The sequence below is a fragment of the Kitasatospora sp. NPDC058444 genome, assembly GCF_042721415.1.
GTDB lineage: Bacteria > Actinomycetota > Actinomycetes > Streptomycetales > Streptomycetaceae > Kitasatospora.
This window is the reverse complement of the sequence record NZ_JBHXLL010000064.1, coordinates 1-14,448: the sequence shown is the minus strand read 5'-3', so window position 1 is coordinate 14,448 and position 14,448 is coordinate 1. Positions and strand designations below refer to the sequence as shown.

The 14,448-nt window shown below is 75.4% G+C and carries 14 protein-coding genes; 9 read left to right on the top strand and 5 right to left on the bottom strand.

Translation table 11 applies throughout. The annotated features are described in order from the left end of the window. Nucleotides 1–91 precede the first annotated feature (91 nt). Nucleotides 92–856 carry an alpha/beta hydrolase gene (locus ACFWP2_RS37120; RefSeq protein ID WP_380460061.1) on the bottom strand — a complete coding sequence of 255 codons (765 nt, stop codon included), beginning with the start codon at nt 854–856 and terminating at the stop codon, nt 92–94. A gap of 203 nt (nt 857–1,059) precedes the next feature. On the opposite strand from ACFWP2_RS37120, the gene ACFWP2_RS37115 reads away from it, so the two are divergent. Further along, nucleotides 1,060–1,866 (top strand): hypothetical protein, encoded by an 807-nt coding sequence (locus ACFWP2_RS37115; protein ID WP_380460059.1) that lies wholly within the window; start codon nt 1,060–1,062, stop codon nt 1,864–1,866. Nucleotides 1,867–1,914: 48 nt separating this feature from the next. Here the strand turns inward: ACFWP2_RS37115 and ACFWP2_RS37110 are convergent, their stop codons facing one another. After that, complete coding sequence (locus tag ACFWP2_RS37110) at nt 1,915–2,268, bottom strand: DUF6401 family natural product biosynthesis protein (protein ID WP_380460057.1); 354 nt, start codon at nt 2,266–2,268, stop codon at nt 1,915–1,917. 165 nt (nt 2,269–2,433) lie between these two features. Between ACFWP2_RS37110 and ACFWP2_RS37105 the strand changes: the two genes are divergently transcribed. The 3 genes from ACFWP2_RS37105 (at nt 2,434) to ACFWP2_RS37095 (ending at nt 5,356) form a co-directional block, all read left to right on the top strand. Beyond that, nucleotides 2,434–3,360: an LLM class F420-dependent oxidoreductase gene (locus tag ACFWP2_RS37105; RefSeq protein WP_380460055.1), complete on the top strand. Its 927-nt coding sequence runs from the start codon at nt 2,434–2,436 to the stop codon at nt 3,358–3,360. A 178-nt stretch (nt 3,361–3,538) separates the two neighbouring features. Then, nucleotides 3,539–4,207, top strand: coding sequence for an AAA family ATPase (locus ACFWP2_RS37100; RefSeq protein ID WP_380460053.1), 669 nt, complete (start codon nt 3,539–3,541; stop codon nt 4,205–4,207). Between the two features lie 93 nt (nt 4,208–4,300). Further along, nucleotides 4,301–5,356: a zinc metalloprotease gene (locus ACFWP2_RS37095; RefSeq protein ID WP_380460051.1), complete on the top strand. Its 1,056-nt coding sequence runs from the start codon at nt 4,301–4,303 to the stop codon at nt 5,354–5,356. Nucleotides 5,357–5,402: 46 nt separating this feature from the next. On the opposite strand, the gene ACFWP2_RS37090 is transcribed toward ACFWP2_RS37095, so the two are convergent. Next, on the bottom strand, nt 5,403–5,783 hold the full coding sequence (locus ACFWP2_RS37090; protein WP_380460049.1) for a hypothetical protein: 381 nt from the start codon (nt 5,781–5,783) through the stop codon (nt 5,403–5,405). A gap of 148 nt (nt 5,784–5,931) precedes the next feature. Between ACFWP2_RS37090 and ACFWP2_RS37085 the strand changes: the two genes are divergently transcribed. Both ACFWP2_RS37085 and ACFWP2_RS37080 read left to right on the top strand, forming a co-directional pair. Continuing rightward, nucleotides 5,932–6,393 carry a universal stress protein gene (locus ACFWP2_RS37085; RefSeq protein ID WP_380460047.1) on the top strand — a complete coding sequence of 154 codons (462 nt, stop codon included), beginning with the start codon at nt 5,932–5,934 and terminating at the stop codon, nt 6,391–6,393. Between the two features lie 51 nt (nt 6,394–6,444). Further along, nucleotides 6,445–7,293: a DNA-formamidopyrimidine glycosylase family protein gene (locus tag ACFWP2_RS37080; protein WP_380460045.1), complete on the top strand. Its 849-nt coding sequence runs from the start codon at nt 6,445–6,447 to the stop codon at nt 7,291–7,293. On the opposite strand, the gene ACFWP2_RS37075 is transcribed toward ACFWP2_RS37080, so the two are convergent. Together ACFWP2_RS37075 and ACFWP2_RS37070 are read right to left on the bottom strand one after the other, a co-directional pair. Next, nucleotides 7,241–7,876, bottom strand: coding sequence for a uridine kinase (locus ACFWP2_RS37075; RefSeq protein ID WP_380460043.1), 636 nt, complete (start codon nt 7,874–7,876; stop codon nt 7,241–7,243). The two genes, ACFWP2_RS37080 and ACFWP2_RS37075, sit on opposite strands and share 53 nt — an antisense overlap. Before the next feature lie 107 nt (nt 7,877–7,983). Beyond that, complete coding sequence (locus ACFWP2_RS37070) at nt 7,984–9,324, bottom strand: PQQ-binding-like beta-propeller repeat protein (protein ID WP_380460041.1); 1,341 nt, start codon at nt 9,322–9,324, stop codon at nt 7,984–7,986. A gap of 149 nt (nt 9,325–9,473) precedes the next feature. On the opposite strand from ACFWP2_RS37070, the gene ACFWP2_RS37065 reads away from it, so the two are divergent. The 3 genes from ACFWP2_RS37065 (at nt 9,474) to ACFWP2_RS37055 (ending at nt 14,375) form a co-directional block, all read left to right on the top strand. Then, nucleotides 9,474–10,040, top strand: a complete 567-nt coding sequence (locus ACFWP2_RS37065) for a Uma2 family endonuclease (protein ID WP_380460039.1) — start codon at nt 9,474–9,476, stop codon at nt 10,038–10,040. 125 nt (nt 10,041–10,165) lie between these two features. Next, entirely contained in the window at nt 10,166–12,694 is a 2,529-nt protein-coding gene (locus ACFWP2_RS37060; protein WP_380460037.1) for a SpoIIE family protein phosphatase, read from the top strand. Nucleotides 12,695–12,833: 139 nt separating this feature from the next. Continuing rightward, nucleotides 12,834–14,375 (top strand): sensor histidine kinase, encoded by a 1,542-nt coding sequence (locus ACFWP2_RS37055; protein ID WP_380460034.1) that lies wholly within the window; start codon nt 12,834–12,836, stop codon nt 14,373–14,375. The last annotated feature ends 73 nt before the right edge of the window (nt 14,376–14,448 follow it).

Here is a 14,448-nt window from a genome sequence, read left to right as displayed (position 1 = left end):
CCGACCCCGTCAACGGCCGAGCCCGCCGGCCTCCGCCTGCCGCGGGAGCGGGCGGGGGGTGGGGGCGGGGGCGGAGGCGTACGCGTCCCCGTCAGACGTTCGCCGGGAGGGCCGGTGCGCGGCGCGGCTGGCGCGGCAGGGCGAGGGTGAGGGCCTCGCGGGAGGCTGCCGGGAGGGTGAGGGCGGAGGCCGTTTCGGCGGGCAGCGGGTGGAGCCCGAGCAGGGCGGTGGTCAGGCGGGTGGTGGCGCGGTGCCAGTCGGGGATCCGCTGGAGCATGGCGTGGCCGCTGCCGGTGACGGTGTATCCGCAGACCCGGGCGCCCGCGGCGCGGCTGCGGGCGGCGAAGGCGCGGGTGTCGGCGGGCGGGGTGACGGTGTCGCGGTCGCCGTGCAGCATCAGCACGTCCCGTCCGGCGAGCTGCTCGCACGGGTCCTCGGCCGGGCACCACGGCGCGAGGGCGACCAGACCGGTGACGGCCGGGTGCCCGCCGGCCTGGAGCGCGGCGCGCCCGCCCATCGAGTGGCCGACCAGCACCGTCGGCACCGGCCCGAGCAGCGCCGTCAGCTCGTCGAGGGCGGCGGTCGCGTCCCGCGCGGCGTCGGCCCGTTCGCCGTTCCAGCCGCGGTGGCGGTAGCGGACGGTCCCGATGGCGATGCCGGCGTCCGCGGTCGCCCTGGTGAGCCCGCGCAGGAAGCCGTGCATCCGCAGCAGCGGGAGGTTGAGGCGCCCGGGCCGGGCGAAGTTGTGCTCCTCGCCGCCGTGCAGCACCAGGACGGCGCCCCGGGCCGCTTCCGGCCGGACCTGCCAGTGCAGCGCCCGGTGGCCCACCACGCGCTCCGCCGCCGTACCGTTCACTGCCGCACCGTCCCGTCGTCCGTCCCGTCCGTGGCCTGTCCCCCCGGAGCGCCACTGTACGCGCGCGGAGTGCCGGAACGTTCACCCGAGGGAACCATCCCGGACACCGGGCGCGCGCGACCGGAGCGGGCGCCTGCTATTCACGAAGGGTGGGGGGCCGGTAGCGCCCGCTCGTGGCGCCGTGTCACCGAGTGGAGGACTCCGTGGCTCAGCAGCTCGCTCTGTCCGTCGACTTCGGGTCGGGCTTCACCCAGGCCTGGTCCAAGATCGCCAAGGTCATTCCGCAGTTCATCGCCTTCCTGGTGATCCTGTTCATCGGCTGGATCGTGGCCAAGGCGATCGCCAGGCTCCTCGACCGGGTGATGCGCAGGCTCGGTTCGGAACGCGTGGCCGAGCGGTCGGGCATGGCCGCCCGCCTGGCCGGCTCCAAGTACGACATGACCGGCATCGTCTGCAAGGTCGTCTACTACATCGTCCTGCTGATGGCCTTGCAGCTGGCGTTCGGGGTCTTCGGCCCGAACCCGATCAGCGTGATGATCCACAGCATCGTCGCCTGGCTGCCCAGGGCCATCGTCGCCGTCGTGATCCTGGTGGTCGCGATGGCCATCGCCAACGGCGTGCGCGACATCGTGGGCAGCTCGCTCTCCGGCGCCTCGTACGGCCGGGTGGTCGCCACCACGGTCTGGGCGTTCATCGTCGGCCTCGGTGTGATCGCCGCGCTGGGCCAGGTCGGGATCGCCACCGCGATCACCACCCCGGTGCTGATCGCCGTGCTCGCCACCATCGCCGGCGTGCTGATCGTCGGCGTCGGCGGCGGCCTGATCCTGCCGATGCGCCAGCGCTGGGAGCGGTGGCTGGACGGCGCCGAACGGGAGACCGCCCGGCTGCGCGGCAGCTCCTACCAGGCCGGCCGCTCCGACGCGCTGTCCAACCAGCCGATCCGGCCGACCACCCAGACCGGCCCGGGCACCCCGCCCGCGCCGGGCATCGAGGGCGACCAGAACCGGTAGCGCGCCGGGACCGGCGGTCGCCCGGGCCCGGGAAGGGCCGGCCGGTGCTCAGACCTCCAGCAGGCCCTGCTCGCGCACCAGCCAGCAGATCGCGGTGAGACGCATGACGGCGTAGTCGTAGCCGACCGGCTCCCGCCAGCCGATCTCGGCGAGCGCGTCCACGAAGCCCAGCGCGTAGTCCGACAACTCCTCACGGTCCAGGGGCCGGGGCGCGAGCTCCGGCCCCTGCGCGTACAGCAGTTCCCGCAGCATCGCCACGTGCTGGTCGACCGCCGCGACGAAACCGGGCTCGAAGGCGAACTCGGCCAGCCGGGGCGTGAAGGCCGTCACGATACCGGGCAGCGGACAGCCGGCCGGCTCGTCGGGGGAGCGCCGGAAGGAATCGTCGGAGGTCGCGAACATCCGTCCACGTTAGGCGAGCCCCGGCGCCGGAACGGACGCCCGTGACGGTTCCGTGCTGAGACCTTGGCCACCCCGCCCGCGCCGCCCGCCCCGCCGTGGCGACGTTCCGTGGCCGGTCCGGTCCGCTCTGCCGATCACGGGGTGCTCCGTACCAGAATGGCCGGCATGGATCTCCGCATCTTCACCGAACCCCAGCAGGGCGCGAGCTACGACACCCTCCTCAAGGTGGCCCGCACCGCCGAGGAGCTCGGGGCCTTCAGCGCCTTCTTCCGCTCCGACCACTACCTGAAGATGGGCGACGTCGACGGGCTGCCCGGGCCGACCGACGCCTGGATCACCCTGGCCGGCCTCGCCCGCGACACCAGCACCATCCGCCTGGGCACCCTGATGACCGCCGCCACCTTCCGGCTGCCGGGCGTCACCGCGATCCAGGTCGCCCAGGTGGACGCGATGAGCGGCGGCCGGGTCGAGTTCGGCCTCGGCGCCGGCTGGTACGAGGCCGAGCACACCGCGTACGGCATCCCCTTCCCGAAGGAGAAGTTCGGTCGGCTGGAGGAGCAGCTGGCGATCATCACCGGGCTGTGGCGGACCAAGCTCGGCGACACCTTCGACTTCGCCGGCGAGTTCTACACCCTGACCGACTCGCCCGCGCTGCCCAAGCCCGCCCAGGAGCACGTCCCGGTGCTGGTCGGCGGGCACGGCCCCAAGCGGACCCCGGCCCTGGCCGCCCGCTTCGCCGACGAGTTCAACCTGCCGTTCGCCTCGGTGGACGACACCGCCGCCCAGTTCGGCCGGGTCCGCGCCGCCGTCGAGCAGGCCGGGCGCCCGGCCGACGCCCTGGTCTACTCCAACGCCCTGGTCGCCTGCGTCGGCCGGGACGACGCCGAGGTCGCCCGCCGGGCCGCCAGGATCGGCCGCGAGGTCGAGGAGCTCAAGGAGAACGGGCTGGCCGGCACCCCGGACGAGGTGGTCGAGAAGATCGGCCGGTACGCGGCCGTCGGCAGCGAGCGGACCTACCTCCAGATCCTCGACCTGGACGACCTCGACCACCTGGAGCTGATCGCCTCCCGGGTCGCCCCGCAGCTCGGCTGAGGCCCGCCACCGGGTCGCGACCGGCCCGCCACCGGGTCGCGACCGGCCCCGCCGAAGGCCCGAAGGCCCGGTGGCCCGGGCCCGGCCGGGGTCGTCCGTACCCGCTCCGACCTCCGCCCTTTACTCGTTCTTGGGAATGCGCCATGCTCCTTGGACAGGAACGGCGGGGGGAGACCGGGTGAGCGGGACGAGAACGGTGCGCACGGCGGCGGCGCCGAGGGTGCCGCCGCCGCGCAGCGCCGGGGAGCACGTCGTCCGGCCCGCGCCGCACGAACCGCCCGCCCGGCACGAGCTGCGCGGGCCCGGACCGGCCGTCCTGCGCTACCCCGCCGGGGACGTGCTGGTCGTCACCGGCCTGCCCGGCAGCGGCAAGAGCACCCTGATGCGCCGCTGCGTCCGCGCCCCGCTGATCGACTCCCAGCTGGTCCGCGAGGAGTACGCGGCCCGGCTGCCCGGCCGGCTGCCGTACGCGCTCTACCGCCCGCTGGCCCGGCTCGCCCACTACCGGCGGCTGCGCCGTGCCGTGCTGGACGGCGGGCCGCTCGCGGTGCACGACTGCGGCACCCAGCCCTGGGTGCGGTCCTGGCTGGTCCGCACCGCCGCCGGGCAGGGCCGCCGGGTGCACCTGCTGCTGCTCGACGCGGACCCGGCCGAGGCGCTGGACGGGCAGCGGCGGCGCCGGCGCGGCGTCTCGCGCTACGCCTTCGCCCGGCACCTTGCCGCGGTCGCCCGGCTGCGCCACCGGATCCTGGAGGCCGGCCTGCTGCCGGCCGGCTGTGCGTCGGCCGTGGTACTCGACCGGGCCGCCGCGCGCGCCCTGCGGGAGATCGACTTCACGGCGTCGTAGTCTCGGCGAGTCCGCGCCGGGCGCCGGCGGGTCCGGCCGGAGCAGGCCCGGGACGCGGCCGAGACCACGTCAACTCCCCCCACAGGAGCGCTGATGCGCCGTACTGCCCGGGTGCGCTCGCGTGCCCCCCGCCTGTTCCCCTGCGCCGCCGCGCTGGTCGCCGCGGCCGGTCTGAGCCAGTTCGCCGCTCCGGCCGCGCACCGCGCCACCGCCGTTCCGGGCACCGCCGTCCCGGCCGTCCCGGCGGTCGCGTGCGCGGACGACGACGCCGGGACTGCTGATGCGACCGGTCCGGTCGGTCCGGTCGGTCCGGTCGGTCCGGTCGGTGCGTCCGGTGCCGCCGCCCGGCTGCCCGCCGGCAGCCGGCCGGGCGGGGACCCGAACCAGGTCAGCGCCGCGGAGGCCCGGGAGATGCAGGCCGACCTCGACCAGCGGCTGGCCGAACTGGGCACCGGCTGGCGCCGGGTCGCCACCCCGACCACCATCCCGGTGTACTTCCACGTGATCCACGACGGCGACGTCGGGCGGCTGGACCAGGCCGCCGTCACCGGCCAGATCGACCACCTCAACGAGAGCTACGGCGGCCAGGGCGAGGGCAACGCCCCGAGCCCGTTCCACTTCGAGCTGGTCGGAGCCGACTGGACCGACAACGCCTCCTGGTACACCGGGATGACCCCGGGTTCCTCGGCCGAGCAGGCCATGAAGACCGCCCTGCGCAAGGGCGACCAGGGCACCCTCAACCTCTACACGGCCCGCCTCGGCGAGTCCCTGCTCGGCTGGTCGACCTTCCCGAACGCGTACCGGGCGAACCCGGTCGACGACGGCGTGGTGGTGCTCGACGCCTCCCTGCCCGGCGGAGCCGCCGTCCACTACGACGAGGGCGACACCGCCACCCACGAGACCGGCCACTGGCTCGGCGTCTTCCACACCTTCCAGGGCGGCTGCCGGGCCCCGGGCGACTACGTGGACGACACCCCGGCCGAGCGCAGCGCCGCCTCCGGCTGCCCCGAGGGCCGCGACACCTGCACCGGCCCCGGGCTCGACCCGATCCACAACTTCATGGACTACAGCTACGACTCCTGCATGACCGGGTTCACTCCGGGGCAGGTCGAGCGGATGGTCAACGCCTGGTCCGCCTACCGGAGTTGAGCCTCATAAAGGACTCGGTCAGGGCGGCGGCGGCCGGGTGGGCGGCTCAGCAGGAAACCGCCAGGTAGAGCAGGGTCCGGTCGCCGGAGGCGCGGAACTCGTACGCCCGGTAGTCCAGGGCGCAGGCGTCCCGCCAAGCGGCCGGGCGCTCCTCGGGGGTGAGCAGGGCGGGGACGAAGACGTCCGGGGAGCTCTCGTGCAGCCGGCCCCACAGGCCCAGCGTCATCTCGTCCGCGTCGACGGCCAGCCGCTTCGCCAACCGCCGGTCCACCGGGCCGCGGACCAGCCGCCAGTAGCGCCCCTCGGCGTCCACGAAGCCGCCCGATTCGAGCGGGTCGTCGAGATTCCAGTACGCGCGCTCCTCCTTCCGCGGCAGGGCGGCCAGGACCTCGGCGAAGCCGCCACCGCGGCGGCGCTTGTTCGTCATCCGGGCATCCTCCCAGGTCCGGAACGTCAGCGGCGATCGAATTGAATGCGACGGGCCGCTTTCGGCGTGGCAGATACCGGCCGTTTGTCCGATTCGATCTATGTTCGGAGGGTCGGGACCGATCAGGAGCAACCGAAGGAGCAAGGCCATGAGTGCCATTCCCCGGATCGTCGTCGGCGTGGACGGCTCGCCCGCCTCGGAGCAGGCGCTGCGCTGGGCGCTCGACTACGCGCGGGCCGTCGGCGGGACGGTCCACGCGATCGCCGCCTGGGAGTACCCGGCCTTCTACGGCTGGGCCGGGCAGGGCGTGCCGACCGTCGAGGCCTTCAACCCCGAGGAGCTCGCCGGGAAGACCCTCAGCGAGACCGTCGCCAAGGTGGCCGGCGACGACGCCGGCGTGGGGATCAGCGAGAGCGTGATGCCCGGCAACGCCGCCCAGGCACTGCTGGAGGCCGCCAAGGGCGCCGCGCTGCTCGTCGTCGGCAGCCGCGGCCTGGGCGGCTTCTCGGGTGTGCTGCTCGGCTCGGTCAGCCGCCACCTCACCGAGCACGCGCCCTGCCCGGTGGTCGTGGTGCGCGAGGGCCAGGTCGCCCCGGAGCAGTCGGCGTAGCGCACCGGGGCCGGTGTCCCGCCGGGCCGCCGCGCGGACCAGAATGGAGACATGCCAGAAGGTGACTCCGTCTACCGCGTGGCGGCCCACTTGCACGAGGCCCTCGCCGGACAGGCGCTGACCAGCGCCGACCTGCGGGTGCCCGCCCACGCCACCGCCGACCTCACCGGCCGCCGGGTGCTGGAGGTCGCCCCGCGCGGCAAGCACCTGCTCACCCGCTTCGAAGGCGGCCTCACCCTCCACACCCACCTGCGGATGGACGGCCGCTGGGAGGTCTACCGCCCCGGCGAGCGGTGGACCGGCGGCCCCGACCGGCAGATCCGCGCCGTCCTCGGCACCGACCGGGGCACCGCCGTCGGCTACCGGCTGCCCGTCGTCGAGCTGCTGCGCACCGCGGACGAACGGCGGATCGTCGGCCACCTCGGCCCCGACCTGCTCGGCCCCGACTGGGACCCGGTCGAGGCCGTCCGCCGGCTGCTCGCCCGCCCGGGCCGCCCGGTCGTGGAGGCCCTGCTGGACCAGCGCAACCTCGCCGGGATCGGCAACGTCTACGCCAACGAGCTGTGCTTCGTCGCGGGCGTCACCCCCTGGACCGAGGTCGGCGAACTCCCGCACCCCGACCGGCTGGTGGAGCGCGCCCGGCAGATGCTGGAGGCCAACAAGCTGCGCCCCGGCCACATCACCACCGGTGACACCCGGCCCGGCTACCAGCACTGGGTCTACGGCCGGGCCGGGCGGCCCTGCCCGCGCTGCGTGACGCCCGTGGTCGCCGGGCGCCAGGGCGCGCCACCGCGCGACCGGGCGGTCTTCTGGTGCCCGTACTGCCAGCGCGGCCCGGCCCCGGACGTCACGACCGCTCGACCAGGGCGGGGTGGCGCGGGTCGTCCACCCGGACGGTGAGGTCGGCCGCCTCGGCGGGTACGGTCTCCTCCTCGTAGCGGGCGAAGGCGGGCAGCGTCCACTGCTGGTCGGCCGGGGTGCGGCGGGCCAGCGCGGCCGGGCCGAGGGCCAGGTGGACGGTCAGCTCCAGCGGCAGCCAGCGGCCGAGCAGCAGGGCGCCGTCCAGCAACAGCACGCCGCCGGGCGGGAGTTCGGTGTACGGGGCGCGGGTCGAGCGGTCGGTGACCGGGTCGCGCAGGGAGGGCAGGACGCGGCCGCTGCCGCCCGGCTCCAGCGGGTCGAGCACCTCGCGGGCCAGGGCGCCGTCGTCCAGCCAGAGGTCGTGGAAGGCGTCCGCGTCGTGGTGGCCGTACTCCAGCCGGATCGAGGCCGGGCGCAGGAAGCCGGAGGCCGTGACCCGCAGCGTCGGGTGGCCGCGCAGCCGCAGCGGTTCCACCAGGGCGTCGGCGAGTGCCTCGGGGCGTGCGGCCGCCGCGCCGTCCACGGCCACCCGCAGGCGCCGGTCGCGGGCGCCGGGCAGGGCGGCGATGCGGTCGGCGAGCAGCTCGGCCAGGTTGTCGGGGGAGATCGGGCGTACCTGCATCGGGCCGTCCTGCCGTGTCGTCGTGTCGGGTCCGTCGTGTCGGTGCGTCGTGCGGGGCCGTCGGGCGGGTCGTCGGAGTGGGTAGTCGGAGTAGGGCGTCGGGGAGTTCAGTTCAGCGGGAGGGCGTGCAGGACGTCGTCGTGCCCCGCGTAGAGACGGGTTCCGTCGTCCTGGTGGGCCGCGTCGGTGGCGAGGGTCCAGACGTCCTTGCCCGGACCGGAGTCGTGGAAGGTCCACCCCAGCTCGCCGGTCGCCGGGTAGATCGCGCTGACCCCGGCGGCCGCCGTACCCGGGACGAACAGCGTGCCGTCGGCGACCAGCGGACGGCTGCGGCGGTCCAGCGGGAACGGCAGCCGGCAGGACCAGAGCTCGGCGCCGGAGGACACGTCGAGGCAGCTGACGACTCCCTGGTCCCACGGGATGTACACCCGGGTGGCGTGCTCCAGGGGCGGCAGCGCCCGCCAGGACTCACCCCGGTGGGGTGCGTACGTCCAGCCCGGCTCGCCGGTGGGGCGCAGCATGCGCACGCCGCCGTTGCCGTCGGGGACGTAGACGCACGCCGAGCCGGTGACGCACCAGCGCAGGTCCTCCTCGCCGGGCGCGGTCCACAGCTCGCGGCCGGTGGCGGCGTCCCGGGCCACCAGCTCGGTGCGGCCGTCGACGAGACGGATGCAGGCGAGGCGGCTGTCCCCGCCGGAGGTGGCGGGCGTGACGGGCTGCTCGGTCCGCTCGGTGCGGACGGACCAGAGCAGGGAGCGGTCGGCGACCCGCAGCGCGAAGAGGCGGTTGTCCGGCGGGGTGCGGTCGGCCCGCGGGCGGCCCCAGGAGTAGCCGTAGAGGATGCCGGGCTCGCGGTCGTAGCCGGCGAGGTGGATCTGGCCCTGCAGCTCGTCGGGCAGCGGCAGGCTCCAGTCGGCGGCGGGGTCGGTGAAGTGGCGGGCTTCGAGGTGGCCCTGGTAGGTGGCGGTGAAGAGGTGGTCGGGCCCGACCACCACCTTGCCGAGCATGTCGAGGTCGCTGGGCCAGTTGCGGGTGGCCGGCGGGTCGAAGACCAGCAGCCGGGCGGCGGTGCCCTTGGCCGGGTCGAGGACCTGCAGCCCGTTCCTGGAGAGGAAGACGGGGCGGCGGGGTGGGTCGGTGAGCCGCTCGGGGGTCATCACGTCCGGGCCGCGGTAGGTCCAGACCGGCGTCGGCCCCGACAGCGCGGTCGGGTTCGGCCTGGTCGGCCCCGGCGAGGGGACGCCCCCGCCGGCACCCGAACGGCCGAACGCCCAGGCGGCCCCGCCCGCCGCGAGCACCCCGGCCCCGATCAGCATCCGGCGCCGGCTCGGCCGCGGGCGCCCGGTGCCGCCCGCGATCACGTCCTCGGCGGCCTCGCCGCCGCCCGTCTCCTCGTCCCACTGCCACGACGTTCCGTGCGCGGACCTCTCGGACGACGGCGACTGCATCCGGTACTCGCTTCCCCACCGGCGGCCCCACGCCGCCACCCGCCCGGAGAATATCGAACAGTCCCCGAACCGTCCGAAACCCCCGCAACGCCGGTACTAGGCTGTGGCACACAGCAGGAGACCGCCCAGCAGCCCAGGGGAGGTACGCCGTGACGGCCGAGATGATCGCACCCGAATGGATGCACCGGCAGATCGCCAGTGAGCAGTACGACTCCTGGACCGACGAGCAGTGCGCGGGCATCGAGATCGTCGACGGGATGGTGGTCGTGTCCCCGAGCGCTTCCAAGCGGCACAACCGGCTCGCCCGGTTCCTGGCGAATGCCCTGGACGAGGCGGGTGGCGTCGCATGGAACGCCGACACCGACTTCGACGTCCGGCTGCAGGACGTGCCGCTGAACAACCGCCGGCCGAATGTGGTGGTCTACCGCGCGGACACCATCGACGAGTCGCCGACCAGACCGGACCACGTCCTGCTGCTGGTCGAGGTGGTCTCGCCGGGTTCGGAGACCACCGACCGGGTGGTCAAGCCGAACCAGTACGCCAAGGCGGGCATCCCGTTCCACTGGCGGGTCGAGCAGGCTGCCGGCCGGGTGCCGGTCGTCCACACCTATGTGCTGGACGCGGCCGAGGGCGTGTACCGGGCGGGGGAGCTGTTCACCGGGGTGGTCAAGGCGGCGGCGCCGTATCCGGTGGAGGCGGACCTCTCCCGGCTCTGAGCTCCGGTGCTCCCCGCCGGTGCTCCCCGCCAGTGCTCCCCGCCGGTGCGAGCCGGGCCCCGGGCGGCCCGGGGCCGGTGCGGGCTCGCCTTGACACGGTTGCGGGCCGGGCGTAGCAAAAGAGCATGCGCCATCCGCACGCGACCGGTGGGGCCCCTGGTGCGCGGCCCGGTCCGGACCGGCCGTCGGAGCCCGGGGGCGGCGCGGAGGCGGCCCGAACGGCCCCGCGGTCCGTCCGGGACACGGCCCGGCAGCCGGACCAGCGGCGGGACGAGCTGTTCGCCGAGGCGGTGCGCCGGGTGCTGGAGACCACCGGGGCGTACGGCGCGCTGGTGTACCTGCGTTCTCGGGACCGCCGGTCGCTGGTGCTGCGCACGATCGCGGGCGTGCCGCTGGCGGTGATCAGCCCGTTCCGGCGGGTGGCCGCCGCGGGCCCGCTTCCCGCCGCGGTCTGCTTCCGGACCGGGAACGTGGTCACCCTGACCGGCACCGAGGACACCATGCGGCGCTTCCCGCAGCTGGCGGTCGGCCTGCCGTACGACTTCGCCTCCGTCTGCGTGCCGGTGGCGCACGGCGAGGAGCGCTTCGGCGTGCTGAGCGGGCTGTGGCCCGCCTCGGACGAGGGGCTGCCGGAGCCGGACGCCCGGCAGCTGGCCGCGGTGGCCGCCCGACTGGGCGGGGAACTGGCCGGATTGGACGAGCCCGCGCAGTCGGTGGAACCGGGTGGCGAGGTGGCCGTGGTGGAGCCGGCGCCGTCGTCGGCACCGGTCGCCCGGGTCGGGCTGTTCGACTGGGACGTGGCCACCGGGACGCTCGCCGCCGACGAGCGGTTCCGGGAGATCTTCGGCTTCGGGCCGGGCGAGTTCGACGGCACGGTGGCCGCGCTGAACCGCCGGGTCGCCCCCGGCGACCTGCCGGCCTTCCGGGCCGCCGCCCGCGTCGCGCTCGAGCGCGACGAGGTGCTGGCCGCCCGGGTCCGGGTGCTCGGGCCGCAGGGCCTGCCCCACCCGGTGGAGCTGTGGGCCCGGGTGCCCGTGGCGATCTCCGACGGCCGGACCCACCTGGTCGGCGCGGTGCTGGACGCGCGGGACCTGACCGCCGCCGCGGCCGCCGTCGAGCGGCTGCACGAGGGCGTGCTCTCGCTCGACCCCGACGGCCGGATCCGCTACGCCAACCGCGCCGCCGAACCGCTGCTCGGGGCCCGCCGTGAGGACCTGCTCGGCCACCACCCCTGGGACGTGCTGCCCTGGCTCGCCGACCCCTTCTACGAGCACCGCTACCGTGCCGCCCTGTTCTCCAAGCGGCCCACCGCCTTCCTGGCCGCCCGCCCGCCGGACGGCTGGCTCGCCGTGTCGCTCTACCCGGACGCGCAGGGCGTCACCGCCCGGGTGGTCGCGGCCGAGGCGCCGCCGGGCGCCGCCGAACCGCTCGCCACCCCGCCGCCCGCCGGCCGCACCGGGGTGAGCGGCACCCACCACCTGCTCCAGCTGGCCAGCGCGCTCACCGAGGCGGTCACCGTGCGGGACGTCTGCCGGGCGGTGGCCGAGGAGATCCTGCCGGCCTTCGGCGGCCAGGAGCTCGCCATCTACGCGGTGCGCGACCAGCACCTGCACCTGGTGTCCCAGGCCGGCTACCCGGACGGTTTCCTGGACGCCTTCGAGGGCACCCCGATCGACGCCCGGGTGCCCGGCGCGGAGACCCTCAGCACCGGCACCCCGATCTTCTTCGAGTCGGTGCGCGAACTCGCCGCCACCTACCCCGGTCTGGCCATGGACGAGATGGGCGCCTGGGCCTTCCTGCCGCTGATCGCCTCCGGCCGGCCGGTCGGCAGCTGCATCATCGGCTTCGACCTGCCGCACCCCTTCACCGTCGAGGAGCGCGGCCTGCTCACCGCGCTCGGCGGCTTCATCGCCCAGGCACTGGAGCGCGCCCGGCTGTACGACGCGGAGTTCGCCCTGGCCCGCGGCCTCCAGCAGGCGCTGCTGCCGCACCGGCTGCCCGAGGTGCCCGGCATCCGGATCACCGCCCGCTACCTGCCCGGCACCCAGGGCATGGAGATCGGCGGCGACTGGTACGACGCGATCGTCACCGGCGGGGACGTCACCCTGGTGATCGGCGACGTCGAGGGCCACAGCGTCGGCGCGGCCGCCGCGATGGGACAGCTGCGCAGCGCCGTGCGCGCCTTCGCCACCGGCGGCGACCCGCCCGACACGGTGCTCGCCCGCACCAACCGGCTGCTGCTCGACCTCGACCCCGGGCTGCTCGCCAGCTGCTGCCTGGTCCGGCTGACCCCGGCCGTCGGCCTCGCCCGGATCGCCCGGGCCGGGCACCTCCCGCCGGTGCTGCGCCACCCCGGCGGGCGGGCCGAGGCGCTGTACGTCCCGGGCGGGCCGCTGCTCGGGGTGGACGACCGGGCCGACTACCCGGTCAGCGACCTGCGGGTGGGCAGCGGGGCGGTGCTCGCCCTCTACACCGACGGGCTGGTCGAGGACCCGGCGGTGGCGATCGACCAGGGCGTGGACCGGCTGCGCGCCGCGCTGTCCCGGGCCGTGGCGGGGGAGGGCCTGGAACAGGCGGCCGAGCGGCTGCTGCGCGAGGTGGGCTCGGCCCGCCGGGTGGACGACGTGGCGCTGCTGCTGACGGCCTTCGGCTGAGCGGCCGCCGGCCACCGATGACCGGTGGCGGCCTTCGGCCGAGCGGCTTCCGGGCACCGGTGACCAGGCGACTTTCGTCTCCGCGGGCGGCGACGAAGGAGGACGGCGGTCACCGCGGCCGACCCGATAGCCTCGATGCGTGGAAGCGATCGCGCGGGCCTGGAACACGGCGGTACGGACGGCTCTGCCGGGGCCCTGGCGACCCCGGCGGGTGGTGGGCGAGGCGGTGCTCGCCCTGCTGATGGGCGGTTTCGCCGCGCTGCTGGAGCTGCTCTCCAACAGCGGCCTGGTGGTGCCCTTCGGTGCCGCCGTCGCGGTGCTCTGGGTGCTGCGCAGGGGCCTGCCGGGGACCGTGCTGCTCGCCACCGCGGCCCTGGCCGGCTGGGCGGTCGGGCCGATGCCGATGCTGGTGTGCGCGGGCTGGACGGCCGGCGCGCGGATCCGCAAGGTCTGGTCGCTGGTCGGCACCTTCGCCGTCGGCTGGGTGCTGTTCACGGCGGCGGGAGTGGTGAAGGACGTCGTCTCGCTCTCGCCGAAGCTGGTCCTGTCGCTGTCGCTCGGCTTCTTCCTGGTGGGCGCCGTGCTGCCCGCGCTCTACGGCCGCTACCGGGCGCAGCGCCGCGCCCTGCTGGACGCGCTGCGCGAGCGCAACGAGCAGCTGCTGCGCGAGCGGGTCATGGTGGTGCACCAGGCGCGGCTGCGCGAGCGGCACCGGATCGCCCAGGACATGCACGACAGCCTGGGCCACCAGCTGGCGCTGATCTCGGTGCACTCGGGTGCGCTGGAGGTGGACCGGACGCTCACCGACCGGCAGCGCGAGGCGGTCGGGGTGCTGCGGCAGGCGGCGGTCTCGGCGATGCGCGAGCTGCGTGAGGTCGTCGGGGTGCTGCACGACGAGTCGACGGCGCTGCCGCCCGCCGCCGGGACGGCCGCCGCCGGGACCCCGGCCCGGGGCGGGGTGGACGGGGTCGGGGGGCTGGTGGAGTCCTCCCGGGCCGCCGGGGCGCGGATCGACCTCGCCCAGGAGGGCGAGCGGCGTCCGCTGTCGGCCGCCGTCGATCACGCGGCGTACCGGATCGTGCAGGAGGCGCTCACCAACGCGCACAAGCACGCCCCCGGCGCGCCGATCGCCGTCGCGCTGCGGTACGAGCCGGACGCGCTGGTGGTGGAGGTGACCAACACCCGCGCGCCGGAGCTGGTGGGCGCACGCGTCGGCGCGGGCGCGGCGGTCAGCGGCGGTCAGGGGCTGACCGGCCTGCGGGAGCGCGCGCGGCTGGTCGGCGGCATGGTGCACGCCGGGCCCACGCCGGAGCAGGGCTTCCGGCTGGCGGCCGTGCTCCCCTACGAAGGGGCGGAGCCCGAGGCGGCGGCCGCGGCGGCGGACGGGGCCGAGGACTGGATGCTGGACGGCCTGCCGCCCGTCGGGGAGCCGGAGCGCGGGCGGCGCAGCCCGGCGATGGGCTGCGCCCTCGGGGTGGTCGCGGTCTCGCTGATCGTGCTCGGTCTGTTGGTCTGGGGCGTGATCGCCTTCGTCCGGGGCACCAACGACTCGACCGTGCAGAAGCCGATGTACGACCAGATCCGGACCGGCACCGCCGAGTCCGAGGTGCTGCAGACGCTGCCGCGCGGCAACGACTTCTTCACCGACACCTATAAGGGGGCTCTTACAAGATTTTCGTAGCTGGTGATCGCTTCAACTTACCTGTGGTGTCGCCTGGTTGGCGGTGAGACGCTGTCTGGGTGTGTTGTCGTGG

Coding starts and splice junctions, on each gene's coding strand:
- ACFWP2_RS37085 (WP_380460047.1), top strand. CDS start 5,932: ATGAGTGCCATTCCCCGGATCGTCGTCGGCGTGGACGGCTCGCCCGCC.
- ACFWP2_RS37090 (WP_380460049.1), bottom strand. CDS start 5,783: ATGACGAACAAGCGCCGCCGCGGTGGCGGCTTCGCCGAGGTCCTGGCC.
- ACFWP2_RS37060 (WP_380460037.1), top strand. CDS start 10,166: ATGCGCCATCCGCACGCGACCGGTGGGGCCCCTGGTGCGCGGCCCGGT.
- ACFWP2_RS37110 (WP_380460057.1), bottom strand. CDS start 2,268: ATGTTCGCGACCTCCGACGATTCCTTCCGGCGCTCCCCCGACGAGCCG.
- ACFWP2_RS37095 (WP_380460051.1), top strand. CDS start 4,301: ATGCGCCGTACTGCCCGGGTGCGCTCGCGTGCCCCCCGCCTGTTCCCC.
- ACFWP2_RS37070 (WP_380460041.1), bottom strand. CDS start 9,324: ATGCAGTCGCCGTCGTCCGAGAGGTCCGCGCACGGAACGTCGTGGCAG.
- ACFWP2_RS37105 (WP_380460055.1), top strand. CDS start 2,434: ATGGATCTCCGCATCTTCACCGAACCCCAGCAGGGCGCGAGCTACGAC.
- ACFWP2_RS37075 (WP_380460043.1), bottom strand. CDS start 7,876: ATGCAGGTACGCCCGATCTCCCCCGACAACCTGGCCGAGCTGCTCGCC.
- ACFWP2_RS37080 (WP_380460045.1), top strand. CDS start 6,445: ATGCCAGAAGGTGACTCCGTCTACCGCGTGGCGGCCCACTTGCACGAG.